General features: G+C 66.4%; 12 protein-coding genes. 8 read left to right on the top strand and 4 right to left on the bottom strand.

The window, feature by feature from the left end; translation table 11 throughout:
• Positions 1-96 precede the first annotated feature (96 nt).
• Together ASE70_RS01705 and lipB are read right to left on the bottom strand one after the other, a co-directional pair.
• Entirely contained in the window at positions 97-369 is a 273-nt protein-coding gene (locus ASE70_RS01705; RefSeq protein WP_056403601.1) for a hypothetical protein, read from the bottom strand.
• Positions 370-457: 88 nt separating this feature from the next.
• Positions 458-1,147, bottom strand: coding sequence for a lipoyl(octanoyl) transferase LipB (gene lipB / locus ASE70_RS01710; RefSeq protein WP_056500685.1), 690 nt, complete (start codon positions 1,145-1,147; stop codon positions 458-460).
• Positions 1,148-1,210: 63 nt separating this feature from the next.
• Here lipB and ASE70_RS01715 point away from each other — a divergent pair, with 63 nt between their 5' ends.
• Positions 1,211-2,047, top strand: a complete 837-nt coding sequence (locus tag ASE70_RS01715) for a hypothetical protein (RefSeq protein WP_056500690.1) — start codon at positions 1,211-1,213, stop codon at positions 2,045-2,047.
• Positions 2,044-2,787, top strand: coding sequence for a hypothetical protein (locus ASE70_RS01720; protein ID WP_056500693.1), 744 nt, complete (start codon positions 2,044-2,046; stop codon positions 2,785-2,787). The genes ASE70_RS01715 and ASE70_RS01720 overlap by 4 nt, the downstream gene beginning before the upstream one ends.
• Here ASE70_RS01720 and ASE70_RS01725 read toward each other — a convergent pair.
• Entirely contained in the window at positions 2,760-3,353 is a 594-nt protein-coding gene (locus ASE70_RS01725; RefSeq protein ID WP_056500697.1) for a GNAT family N-acetyltransferase, read from the bottom strand. The genes ASE70_RS01720 and ASE70_RS01725 overlap by 28 nt on opposite strands.
• A gap of 4 nt (positions 3,354-3,357) precedes the next feature.
• A complete protein-coding gene (gene hemF, locus ASE70_RS01730) occupies positions 3,358-4,200 on the bottom strand; it encodes an oxygen-dependent coproporphyrinogen oxidase (protein ID WP_056500699.1) in 843 nt (280 codons plus the stop codon).
• Positions 4,201-4,549: 349 nt separating this feature from the next.
• Between hemF and kduI the strand changes: the two genes are divergently transcribed.
• The 6 genes from kduI (at position 4,550) to ASE70_RS01760 (ending at position 11,997) form a co-directional block, all read left to right on the top strand.
• Positions 4,550-5,389: a 5-dehydro-4-deoxy-D-glucuronate isomerase gene (gene kduI / locus ASE70_RS01735; protein WP_056403585.1), complete on the top strand. Its 840-nt coding sequence runs from the start codon at positions 4,550-4,552 to the stop codon at positions 5,387-5,389.
• Positions 5,390-5,588: 199 nt separating this feature from the next.
• Positions 5,589-6,341: a 2-dehydro-3-deoxy-D-gluconate 5-dehydrogenase KduD gene (gene kduD / locus ASE70_RS01740; RefSeq protein WP_056500702.1), complete on the top strand. Its 753-nt coding sequence runs from the start codon at positions 5,589-5,591 to the stop codon at positions 6,339-6,341.
• Complete coding sequence (locus ASE70_RS01745; protein WP_056500865.1) at positions 6,338-7,339, top strand: sugar kinase; 1,002 nt, start codon at positions 6,338-6,340, stop codon at positions 7,337-7,339. Before kduD ends, ASE70_RS01745 begins: the two co-directional genes overlap by 4 nt.
• 68 nt (positions 7,340-7,407) lie before the next feature.
• Positions 7,408-9,996: a GAF domain-containing hybrid sensor histidine kinase/response regulator gene (locus tag ASE70_RS01750; protein WP_056500705.1), complete on the top strand. Its 2,589-nt coding sequence runs from the start codon at positions 7,408-7,410 to the stop codon at positions 9,994-9,996.
• Positions 9,993-11,192, top strand: a complete 1,200-nt coding sequence (locus ASE70_RS01755; protein WP_056500708.1) for an MFS transporter — start codon at positions 9,993-9,995, stop codon at positions 11,190-11,192. The genes ASE70_RS01750 and ASE70_RS01755 overlap by 4 nt, the downstream gene beginning before the upstream one ends.
• A gap of 46 nt (positions 11,193-11,238) precedes the next feature.
• Positions 11,239-11,997 carry a metallophosphoesterase family protein gene (locus ASE70_RS01760; RefSeq protein WP_056500712.1) on the top strand — a complete coding sequence of 253 codons (759 nt, stop codon included), beginning with the start codon at positions 11,239-11,241 and terminating at the stop codon, positions 11,995-11,997.
• Positions 11,998-12,121 lie beyond the last annotated feature (124 nt).

Consider the following 12,121-nt stretch of genomic DNA (forward strand, 5'->3'; position numbering starts at 1 on the left):
GGCCGCGTAACGATCGTTGCGCCGCCCGATCGGGCAACGAAAAGGGGCCGCCCGGTCGCCCGGACGGCCCCCTGCCAGAATAGCCGAAACGGCTGATTACATGGCGTTGGTCATGCCGGCTTCGTTCGACATCATCATGGTGTCGTTCGACATCATGCTGTCGTTCGACATCATCATGGTGTCGTTGCCCATCGCGCCGTCAACGGCGGTCATGTTGTCGGACATCGTGCCGTCCATCATGTCCGTCGAGTTCAGGTCGGTGACGGTCGCGTTGTCGGCGGTGGTTTCGGTGTTGCCACCGCAAGCCGACAGTGCCAGTGCCGCGCCGGCAACGATCGAACCGGTCAGAATCTTCGAAAATGCACGCATGGTAAGCTCCCTAAGCTGTGGAGTAGGCGGCGTTCTTAGCCGTTCATACCCAATCCGCTCGGGACAGTAGTCGAACGACCCGTCCCCCTCAAGCCTCGTTTTGTGCACTAGCGTACAAGGCGCTCAGGAAGACGGCGAAACCGTCTGCCAACGCCCGGTCGAAATCATTGGTATCGATCGGTTTGCCAAGGGCCTGCGCGCTCGTCACCGGATATTCCGCGATACCACATGGAATAATCCCACCGAAATGTGTCAGATCCGGGGCGAGATTGACCGAAAATCCATGCAGGGTCGCCCATCGCCGCACCCGGACGCCGATCGCGCCGATCTTGGCCTCGGTCCCGCCGTCGCTGGTCCAGATGCCGATCCGGTCGGGCACGGCATAGGCATGAATGCCGAATTCGCCGAGCGCGCCGATGACCCATGATTCGACCGCATGGACGAAGCGCCGCACGTCGCGCCCGCGCCGGGTCAGGTCGAGCATCAGATACCCGATCCGCTGGCCCGGCCCATGATAGGTATAGCGACCGCCGCGTCCCGCCGCATGGACCGGGAACCGAGTATCGAGCAGCTCGGCGGGGTCGGCGCTGGTGCCGGCGGTGTAGAGCGGCGGATGTTCGAGCAGCCACACCATTTCGGTCGCGCTGCGATCGGCGATAGCGGTCGCGCGCGCCTCCATTTCTGCCAGCGCCGCCGGATATTCGATGCGGCCGGGCGAGCGGCGCCATTCGATCTGCTGTTCGGTCGCGATGGGCGGGACGAAGGAGTGGGTAGCCATTTTCATTCGCGAAGAGGAGAGGTAGAGCGACGTCCATCGAACAAATGGGGAGCGAGCGCAACGATGGTAAGTGTCGGAACGGTGTGGGACCGGGCGGTCGATTTCGTCCGCGATCATCTGGGCGCGGTGATGCCGGTACTGATCGTCACCCAGTTCGCTGCGCCGGCGGTCAGCGGCAGCCTCGCCGGGGTGCGCGCCGATGCGACCGGCGGTACCGCCGCCGCCCTCGGGCTGTTGTCGGTGGCGACCATGCTGATCTCGCTATGGGGCGCACTGTATCTGATCGGGTTCGCCGCGCAGCCGAGCGGTCGCGAGGATCGTCATGCGGCGATGAACATCGCCACCCGCCGGTTCGTGCCGCTGATCGGGATCAGCATCGTCGTCCTCGTCGCACTCGCCATCCTCGCGCTTCCCGGCATCCTGCTGGCCGTGGCCAGCGGGTTCGATTTCATGGCGATCGCGAACGGCACGTCGTTGCAGCCGTCCGAATTCGGCAAGCTCGGTTCGGCGCTGCTTTATCTCGTCGTTTTCGCGCTGTTCGTCCTGTGGCTGTCGGCGCGGTTGCTGCCGATCAATGCGGTCATCGCGATGGAGCGGCGCGGGCTGGGCGCGTTCGGTCGTGCGTTCGCGCTGACGCGGGGCATGACGTGGAAGCTGATCGGGCTGATCATCCTGTACGCCATCGTCGCCGGGATCGCCGTATCGGCGGCGCAGTTCGTGTTCGGTTCGGTCGTCGCGCTGATCGCCGGCGATACCGGCGGCCTGTCGCTCGCCGCCATCGGTGGCGCGGTCGCGGTTGCGGCGGTCAGTTCGGTGCTGGCGCTGTTCCAGTCGGCGTTCATCGGCAAGCTGTATCGCGCCGTCGTCGGTGAACAGGACGATCTGGCCGTCTTCGCATGAGGCTGGATATCGGTGCGGCAGTACGTGACGCGGTCGCGATCTGGCGGCGGGATCGCGACGTCATCGTGGCGGTCGCGGGCGTGTTCTTCTTCCTGCCCAATCTGGCGCTGTCGCTGTTGCTGACGACGGCACAGACGCAGGTTTCGGTCGGCGCGGCTGGCGCGGCGGACGAGCGCGCGATGCTGGCAGTGATGCAGGCACAGTTGATCGATAACGCCCCATGGTTCGGCCTGCAGCTGCTGGTTGAACTGATCGGTATCGCAGTGCTGCTGACGCTGTTGCTCGATTCTACCCGTCCGACGGTGGGCGAGGCCTTGCGCAGCGTCGCCCGCCGCCTGCCGGTGCTGGTGGCGGCGACGCTGCTGGTCAACGCGGCCAAGACGGTCGGATTGCTGCTGCTGGTACTGCCCGGCCTGTACGTGATCGGCCGGGTGTTCGTGGTTATGCCGGTACTGGTTGCCGAGCCGGAGCGGCGTTTTGGCGATGCGATGAGCCGCGCGCTCGCGCTGACGCGCGGTCATGTGCTGCAACTGCTGTCGCTGTCGGCGCTGTTGTATTTCGGCGGGCAGTTGATTGCGCTGCTGCTGACCAACACCGCCAGTGCGGTATCGCGCAGCGGCGGCAATCCGGTGACGATGGCGATGCTTGCGACCGCCATTGCCTTTGTCGGGGCGGCAATGTCGACCGCCTTCGCGCTGGTCCGGGCGACCGTCTATCGACGGTTGGCCAGCAGGGGATAATGCGGCGCGCCGTCGGCGGGAAGGATGCCGATGGCGCGCGGATCGGCGAAGGTCTCGATCGTCCGCTGGTACGGCACGAAGCCCGAACGCCGATAGAAGCCCAAAGCACCGGGATGGTCGAGCGTACAGGTATGGACCCACACCCGCCGCACATCCTTGCGCCACGCCAGCCCCAGCGCCTGCGCCATCAGCCAGCGGCCATGGCCCTGTCCCGTCAGTTCGGGGATCAGTCCGACATAGGATAGTTCGCACTCGCCCGCCTTCCGGTCGTCGAGTTCGAGCATCCCGACCTCGATCCCCGCGCGATCGACCACCGCCCAGATGCGGACCGCATCGCCGTGGAGGATTGCGGCCAGCGTGTCGTCGGCCATCACCAGTCGCGAAAACCACAGCCATGGTCCGCCGATCCGGCGGAAGAGCGCGCGATAGCGATCGATCGCCGGCTTGTCCCAGCGCACCAGTTGCAGCGACGACGCCGGCAGCGGGGCCGGACGCGGCCGTTCGAGCATTTCGAGCGAGGTGACGATCGTCGCCACCTCGTCCGGCTTGACCGGGATCAGCCCCACCGCGTCAACTCCACGTCGCCAGCGGCGGCAGGCTCATTAGGATCGCATCGATATTGCCGCCGGTCTTCAGGCCGAACAGCGTCCCCCGGTCATAGACCAGATTGAACTCGGCATAGCGCCCGCGCCATTCGAGCTGCCGGGCGCGATCGGCATCGTCGAACGGCATTCCCATCCGCCGCCGGACGAGTTGCGGATAGATCGACAGGAATGCTTCCCCGACATCGCGGGTGAAGGCGAAATCATCCTCCCAGTCGTTCGACAGATGATCGTAGAAGATGCCACCGACCCCGCGGTGCACGCCGCGATGGGGGATGTAGAAATAATCGTCGGCCCATTGCCGGAACCGCGGATAATGCGCCGGATCATGGGCATCGCAGGCGGCCTGCATCGCCGCGTGGAAGTCGGCGGTATCCTGTGGATAGGGGAGCGGCGGATTGAGGTCCGCGCCGCCGCCGAACCAGCGTTTGGTGGTCACCAGGAACCGGCAGTTCATATGGACGGCGGGGACATGTGGATTGGCCATGTGCGCGACGAGACTGATACCCGTCGCGAAGAACCGCGGATCGTCGGCGGCCCCATGGATCGACTTGGCGAACTTGCCCTCGAACGTGCCGCCGACCGTCGAGACGTTCACCCCGACCTTTTCAAATACCTTGCCCTTCATCACCCCACGAACACCGCCGCCGCCGGGTTCGTCCGACGGGTCGACGCGGTCCCAGCGGGTATAGTCGAAGGTCGCGTCCGACCCGCCCTCGCGCTCGATCGCTTCGAACGAAGCGCAGATGCGGTCCCGCAGTGATTCGAACCAGATGCGGGCGGATTGTTGCTGGGGGTCGAGCGGTTGCATGGCCATCGCTTTGCCGGGCGGGGCGGGCAGGGGCAAGAGGACGGAGAGCGTCTACCGGATGCACAACGACAGGGAACCGGTGTCATTTTTTGTTGAAGCACGTCGGTTAACCCGGTTTGCGACCTTTAAATGTCCGCATATCGAACAGATAAATCATATTACGGAACAACAAGGCGTGCCGGCTCTATCGGCGGCAACGGCTCGCTGCGACGCAAATCTGCCATTCCTGTATCATAAAAACCGGTCGACGGGACGGTTCCGTGGGGGTAGGACGGTGACAACCAAATCGAACCGCCGGACCTTTCGGCAGCGAACCTACGCTGATACCGGTTACCTGATGGAGAGAGACATGTTCGACCGCACCTATTACGCGACCCATCCCGACATGATGGAATGCGTTTCGAACGAGGAACTGCGCGACCGGTATCTGATCGACGGGCTGTTCCGTGAAGGCGAATGCGTCCTGAACTATACCCATGCCGACCGGTTCGTGATCGGTGGCGTTGCGGTCGGCGATACGCCGGTGAAGCTGCCCGCGCAGACCGAACCGAAATCGGCCGCCGGGCACCCGTTTCTCGAACGGCGCGAAATGGCCGTGGTCAATGTCGGCGATGCCGAAGGCACGCTGACCGTCGATGGCGAGACGTTCACGCTCGGCAACAAGGACTGCGTCTATGTCACCATGGGTGCCACCGACGTCGAATTCGGCGGCACGGGCGCGCGTTTCTATATCGCATCGTGCCCGGCGCATAAAGGTTTCACCACCCGCAAGCTCGGCATCGCCGACGCCAATGCGCTCGACCGTGGCAGCTTGGAGGAATCGAACGAACGCACCATCTATCAGCTGGTCATTCCGGGCGTATGCGATTCGGCGCAGCTGGTCATGGGGCTGACGGTGCTGAAGCCCGGCAGCGTGTGGAACACCATGCCGCCGCACATCCATGAGCGTCGCAGCGAGATCTATTTCTACTTCGAACTGCCGACCGACAACGACAAGGTGTTCCATTACATGGGCGAGGGCGAAGCGATGCGCCACATCGTCATGGGCAATGAGGAAGCGGTCATCTCGCCGCCGTGGTCGGTGCATATGGGGTCGGGCACGCGCGCCTATGCGTTTATCTGGGCGATGGCGGGTGAGAACCAGGACTATACCGACATGAACGTGCTCGACATCTGCCAACTGGCGTGAGCGAACAACACTGCTGACGATCGTACTCGAACCAAACGTCATCCCGGCGCAGGCTGGGATCTCCCGGTGATGGAGCGCGGCAGGAGCCGCGGGAGGCCCCAGCCTGCGCCGGGGCGACGTCCGGTTCGAAGGGGCGTTCTTCCAGCCGCATTGCCATGACCGCTTTGGAACCCGCCCGGCGGGACATGAGGGACCAACCATGAATCCTTTCGATCTTTCGGGCCGGGTCGCGGCCGTCACCGGTGCCAATACCGGCATCGGACAGGCCATCGCGCTGGCGCTGGCCGCCGCCGGGGCCGATGTCGCGCTAATCGGTCGTACCCCGGCCGCCGATACCGCCGAACGGGCGCGGGCGATGGGTCGCCGTGCGGAGATCGTCTCCGCCGACCTGTCGACCATCGCGCCGGTCGACGGGGTCGTGTCGCAGGTCGTCGATACGCTGGGCGGCCTCGACATTCTGGTCAACAATGCCGGGATCATCCGCCGCGCCGACAGCCTCGACTTCACCGAAGCCGATTGGGACGCGGTGATCGACACCAACCTGAAATCGGTGTTTTTCCTCTGCCAGTCCGCCGGCCGGCATATGGTCGCGCAGGGGCGGGGCAAGATCATCAACATCGCGTCGATGCTGACCTTTCAGGGTGGTGTCCGCGTGCCGAGCTATACCGCGTCGAAATCGGGGATCGGTGGCCTGACCAAGCTGCTCGCGAACGAATGGGCGGCGAAGGGCGTGAACGTCAACGCGATCGCGCCAGGCTATATCGCGACCAACAACACCGCCGCCTTGCAGGCCGACGAAACCCGCAACCGCCAGATTGTCGAGCGCATTCCCGCCGGGCGTTGGGGTGCGGCCGACGATCTGGGCGGTGCTGCGGTATTCCTTGCCTCGTCCGCGTCCGATTATGTTAACGGTCACGTCCTTGCGGTCGATGGGGGATGGCTGGCGCGATGATCCTGTGTTTCGGCGAATTGCTGCTGCGACTGACCGCGCCGGGCCGCGAGTTGTTGATGCAGAGCGGCCGGTTCGACGTGAATGTCGGCGGGGCGGAGGCGAATGTCGCGGTCGGTCTCGCCAATCTCGGCCATGCCACCGCTTGCGCCAGCGCGGTCCCCGACAGCCCGCTGGGGCGCGGGGCCGTGTCGGCGCTCCGCGCGCAGGGCGTCGATTGTTCGCGGGTTGCGACCCGCGACGGACGCATGGGCCTGTATTTCCTCAGCGTCGGGGCGGGGTTGCGTGCGTCGGACATCGTCTATGACCGGGCCGGCTCCAGCTTTGCGACCGCACCGGCCGACAGCTGGGACTGGGACCGGCTGCTCGACGGCTGTACCCGACTGCACTTGTCGGGGATCACCCCGGCACTGGGGCGGGAGAGCGCCGACGCCGCGATCGCCGCCGCCGAAGCGGCGCGCGCGAAGGGGTTGACGATCTCGTTCGACGGCAATTACCGCGCTCGGCTGTGGGAAGCATGGGACAGCGATCCGCGTAGCGTGCTGACCCGGCTGGTCGACCTTGCCGATCTGCTGTTCGGGAACCACCGCGATGTGTCGCTGCTGCTCGGACAGGACTTTTCCGGCGATGGCGAAGATCGCCGGCGTGAAGCCGCGCAAGCGGCGTTCGCGGCGTTCCCGAACCTCAAGCACATCGCCTCGACCGCGCGCCACGTTATCGATGCCGACCATCACCGCCTGTCGGCGCGGATCGACACGCCGACCGGTTCGGTCCAGACCCCGGAAGTCTCGATCTCCGGCATCGTCGACCGGATCGGCGGCGGCGACGCCTTTGCCAGCGGCGTGCTGCACGGGCTGATGTCGGGCGAAAGCGAGGAAGTGGCGGCGCGCTGGGGCCTTGCGGTGGCTGCTTTGAAGCATTCGTTGCCCGGCGATTTTAGCCTGTTTCATCAATCCGATATCGATGCGTTTCTTGCCGGCGGGCTGGACGTCCGTCGCTGATCCGATCATAGCATGGGTCCGGGGGCACGGCTGCGGAACGGCGGCCGTCGGGCCACGTTGTGTGGACGATGCGAGGCGACGTGGATCTGGACGGGGGTAGCAGCGAACGGGCGCAGCGCGACGACCATCGCATCGCGCTGGAAATCGCCGGGACCGACAGCGGTACCGACCCGTTCGTGGCGGCGGTGCGCGCGACCCGGATGCCGATGGTCGTTACCAACCCCCGACTGCCCGACAATCCGCTGGTCTTCGTCAACGACGCGTTTTGCCGTCTGACCGGGTACGACCGCGAATGGGTGATCGGTCGGAACTGCCGTTTCCTGCAGGGTGAGGATAGCGACCCCGCGGCCGTCGCGCAGATCCGCGCGGCGGTGGCGGCCGAAGAGTCGATCGAGATCGACATCCGCAACTATCGCCGCGACGGGACGGCGTTCTGGAACCGGCTGTTGCTGGCCCCCGTCCCCGATGCCGATGGCAAGCTCGCCTATTTTTTCGCCAGCCAGCTCGACGTCACTGCCGAACGCGACCGGGTCGACGGACTGGAATCGACCAATGCCGCGTTGCTCGCCGAGCTGGCGGGCCGTTTTCGCGAACAGGAAGAGCGTGAACGCGAGATGCTGTTCGCGCTGGAGGCCGGGCGGTTCGGCACTTGGTCGTTCGACCGCGTCACGCGACAGCTGAGCATGTCGGCAATCTGCCGCGCCAATTTCGGCTTCGACGCCGATTACCCGCCATCGCCCGCCGAAATCTCCGCGATCCTCCATCCCGACGATCGTCCGGCCGCCATGGCCGCGATCGAGGCGAGCTTCGAGGGAGCATCGCTCGAGATCGAGGTCCGCGTCCGTCTGCCCGACGGCGAGACCCGCTGGATCGCCAGCCGGGGACAGCCGACTCGGAACGCTGCGGGCGACATCACCCGCCTGACCGGCGTGTCGATCGACGTCACCGCGTACAAGCGGCTCGAGCGGATGCGCGCGGCGATGGCCGAATTGAACGAGATGCTGCGCCTGCTCGACGATCCGGTCGAGATGACCACCGCCGCGTCGCGCATCATCGGTGAGGCGCTGGGCGTCGACCGGGTCGGCTATGGCATCGTCGACCGCGCAGCGGAAACGATCACCATCGAACGCGACTGGAACACGCCCGGCGTCGCCAGCCTTGCCGGGGTGCTCCAGTTCCGCGATTATGGTTGTTACATCGACGACCTGAAACGCGGCGAGACGGCGGTGGTCGAGGATGCCCGGATCGATCCGCGCACCGCCGACACCGCCGCGCAGCTGGAATCGATCAACGCGCGTGCGTTGATCAACATGCCGCTCACCGAACTGGGCGGGCTGGTCGCGCTGCTCTACGCCAATCACGGCGAACCGCGCGTCTGGCGCGACGATGAAATCGCCTTCGTCCGCGAAGTAGCCGAACGCACCCGCGCCGCGACCGAGCGCCGCCGCGCCGAACGCGAACTCGCCGAGCTCGCATCGTCGCTGGAGGAACAGGTGGTCGACCGGACGAGGGCGCTGGTCACCGCACAGGATGCGCTGCGCCAGAGCCAGAAGATGGAGGCGATCGGCCAGCTGACCGGCGGTGTCGCCCATGATTTCAACAATCTGCTGACCATCGTCCGCTCGTCGGTCGACCTGCTCCGGCAACCCGCCCTCGCGCCCGAACGCCGCGAACGCTACCTCTCCGCGATCAGCGATACCGTCGATCGTGCCGCCAAACTGACCGGGCAACTGCTCGCCTTCGCCCGCCGCTCGGCGCTTCGGCCCGAGACGTTCGACGCCAATGTCGCCGTCGCGGCGCTCGGCGACATCGTCCGCACCCTCGCCGGGTCCCGGATCAAGGTGACGATCGACGCCAGCGCCGACCCGGCGTTCGTCGATGCCGATCCCAACCAGTTCGACACCGCCCTCGTCAACATCGCTGCCAATGCCCGCGACGCGATGCAGGGGGAGGGGCGGCTGACGCTGTCGGTCGGGTGCATCGACGGCATCCCCGCCAGCGCGACCGCGCCCGCCACGCCGGGATCGTTCGTCGCGGTGACCATCGCCGACACCGGCAGCGGCATCGACGAGGAAACGCTCGGCCGCATTTTCGAACCCTTTTTCACGACCAAGGCGCTGGGCAAGGGTACCGGCCTCGGCCTCAGCCAGGTGTTCGGGTTCGCCAAGCAATCGGGTGGTGAGGTCCGCGCGCGCAGCGTGCCCGGCAATACCGAATTCATCCTGTACCTGCCGCGTGCCGCCGCACCGACGGGCGATGCCGCCCCGATCCGCAGCCACATCGAACCGGGCGGCGGCGACGGGCTGCGCGTGCTGGTGGTCGAAGATAACGAAGCGGTCGGCACCACCACCACCCATGCGCTGGAGGCGCACGGCTTCGTCACGGTCCATGCGGCCGACGGACAGGTGGCCCTCGACATGCTGGCCGCCAATCCGGACGGCTTCGATGCCGTGTTTTCGGACGTGATGATGCCGGGGATTGACGGCATGGAACTGGCGGCGCGGGTGCGGGACCAGTATCCGCGGCTGCCGGTGCTGCTGACCAGCGGCTATAGCGACGTAATCGTCCGCCACGGCACGATGGGGTTCGATCTGCTGCACAAACCCTATACCATCAGCCAGTTGGTCGTCGCGCTGCGCCGGACCGCCGGACGGTGAACGCACCCCCGGTCGCGACGCCGCGCGGGTTCGTCGCGCTCTACACGCTCGCCTATTGCGGACTGTTCGTCGCGTTCATGCCGTTCGTGTCGATCCTGTTGCAGGTGAAGGTCGCCGCGATCGACCCCGCCAACCGCGTGACCCTGTTGGGACAGGCGGTGCTGGGCGGTGCGTTGATCGCCAGCATCGCCAATATCGCCGCCGGCTGGCTGAGCGATATCGGCTGGCGGCGCAGCGGCAGCCGGCGGTTGCCGATCGCGGTCGGGCTGGTGCTGATCGCGATCGCCTTCGCCGCGATCCACCGCGCGCAGACGCCCGGCTGGCTGCTTGCGGCCATCGCCTTCTGGCAGGTCGCACTGAACCTGATGTTCGCGCCGATGGTCGCGGTGATCGCCGATGAGGTGCCCGACGCCGCCAAGGGCCGGGTATCGGGCCTGCTCGGTATCTCGCACCCGATCGGCGTGTTGTCGGCGGCGGCGGTGACCGCCGCGATGTTCGCCGGCGAAGGCGCACGGTTCGCCGCCAACGTCGCGCTGGCGGCGGTCATGATCCTGCCGTTCCTGCTGTTCGTGCGTGAGCGGGGGGCGGGCGGCGGTTCGGCCGGCGCGGATGCAGCAGCGGCGACCGTCGTGCCGCGCGGCGACCTGATCCGCGCCTGGATCGCGCGGCTGGCGATGCAGGTCGCGGGCAACGGACTGACGGCCTATGCCTTTTTCCATTTCGCCGATCGCTGGCGGGGCGAGGGCGATGCGGCGGGACCGGTCGCGCGGGCGATGGCGATCGTCACCGCCGTCGTCGTCGTCGCCACCATCCTTGCCGGGCGCTGGTCGGACCGGGTCGGCGGGCGCAAGCCGTTTCTGGGCGGGGCGACGCTGTTGGTCGTGGCCGGACTGATCGGCATGGCAATCGCGCCCGGCTTTGCCGGTGCGGCGATCGGCTATGGCGTGACCCAGACCGGGTTGTCGGTATTCCTCGCGCTGCATTCGGCGCTGGCGATGCAGTTGCTGCCCTCGTCGCGTACCCGTGGGCGCGATCTGGCGATCCTGAACCTCACCAACACGCTACCCGCCTGCGTTCCGCCATTGCTGGCGGCGCTGGTGCCGGCAGGCGCTGGGCTGGGCGCGGTGTTCGTCGTGCTGGCGCTGGTCGCGGCGGGGGGCGGGCTGACCGCGCTGGCGATCCGGTCGGAGCACTAGGCCCCCTCGTGCGTTGCCCGCACTTGCAGTTTTAGGGGAGCTCCCGATGATCCGTCTGTTCCATGTCAGCGACGTCCATTTCGGCGCGGAGGACAAGGACGCGATCGCATGGTTCGGGGAGGCGGTCGCTCGCGAACAACCCGATGCGATCATCATGACCGGCGACCTGACGATGCGCGCGCGCACCGCCGAGTTCGAGGCGGCGGCCGAATGGCTCGAAAGCTTGGGTCGTCCGGTCACGGTCGAGGTCGGCAATCACGACCTGCCGCTCTACAATCTCTTCGCCCGCTTCGTCCGGCCGTACAAACGCTACAAGCGGTTGGAACGGATGATCGAACGCCCGCTGGAGATCGACGGCGTCGCGATCGTGCCGCTCAAGACGACCGCCCGCTTCCAGTTCCGTTGGGACTGGTCGAAAGGCTATGTCGGGCCGAAGGCGCTGGCGCGCACCCTGCGGCTGATCGAACGGGTGCCGGAAGGGCGGCTGATCTTCATCGCCGCGCACCACCCGCTGGTCGATGTCGGCACCAAATCCAGTGGCGAGACCGATGGCGGTGCCGCCGCGCTTGACGCCGTCATCGCGGCCGGGGCTCATGCGGTGCTGTCGGGCCATGTCCACGACCCGTTCGATCTTCCCTATCGCACGGCCGAGGGTCGGTTGCGCATGATCGGTGCCGGCACGCTGTCGACCCGAACCCGCCGTGATCCGCCGTCGTTCAACGAGATCCGGATCGACGGCACTGCGTTCGAGACGATCGCGCGCAAAATGGGCGCGGCGGACGAACCGGTGACGATGCGCGAGTAGGGGCGACCCTGTTAGATTGGTCGATAGAGTGGCCGAAAAGCCCTGCGCAGGCGCGGTTACCCCAAACGTTCCGAAAGGAGCCAACTCGCTGCTTTACCCCGGCGAAGGCCGGGGCCAAGTTGCG

This window comes from Sphingomonas sp. Leaf22 (genome assembly GCF_001421715.1).
GTDB lineage: Bacteria > Pseudomonadota > Alphaproteobacteria > Sphingomonadales > Sphingomonadaceae > Sphingomonas.

What these genes read in the sequence shown, in the direction of transcription:
- ASE70_RS01705 (WP_056403601.1), bottom strand. Translation starts at nt 369, where the DNA reads ATGCGTGCATTTTCGAAGATTCTGACCGGTTCGATCGTTGCCGGCGCG.
- lipB (WP_056500685.1), bottom strand. Translation starts at nt 1,147, where the DNA reads ATGGCTACCCACTCCTTCGTCCCGCCCATCGCGACCGAACAGCAGATC.
- ASE70_RS01715 (WP_056500690.1), top strand. Translation starts at nt 1,211, where the DNA reads ATGGTAAGTGTCGGAACGGTGTGGGACCGGGCGGTCGATTTCGTCCGC.
- ASE70_RS01720 (WP_056500693.1), top strand. Translation starts at nt 2,044, where the DNA reads ATGAGGCTGGATATCGGTGCGGCAGTACGTGACGCGGTCGCGATCTGG.
- hemF (WP_056500699.1), bottom strand. Translation starts at nt 4,200, where the DNA reads ATGCAACCGCTCGACCCCCAGCAACAATCCGCCCGCATCTGGTTCGAA.
- kduI (WP_056403585.1), top strand. Translation starts at nt 4,550, where the DNA reads ATGTTCGACCGCACCTATTACGCGACCCATCCCGACATGATGGAATGC.
- kduD (WP_056500702.1), top strand. Translation starts at nt 5,589, where the DNA reads ATGAATCCTTTCGATCTTTCGGGCCGGGTCGCGGCCGTCACCGGTGCC.
- ASE70_RS01745 (WP_056500865.1), top strand. Translation starts at nt 6,338, where the DNA reads ATGATCCTGTGTTTCGGCGAATTGCTGCTGCGACTGACCGCGCCGGGC.
- ASE70_RS01750 (WP_056500705.1), top strand. Translation starts at nt 7,408, where the DNA reads ATGCGAGGCGACGTGGATCTGGACGGGGGTAGCAGCGAACGGGCGCAG.
- ASE70_RS01760 (WP_056500712.1), top strand. Translation starts at nt 11,239, where the DNA reads ATGATCCGTCTGTTCCATGTCAGCGACGTCCATTTCGGCGCGGAGGAC.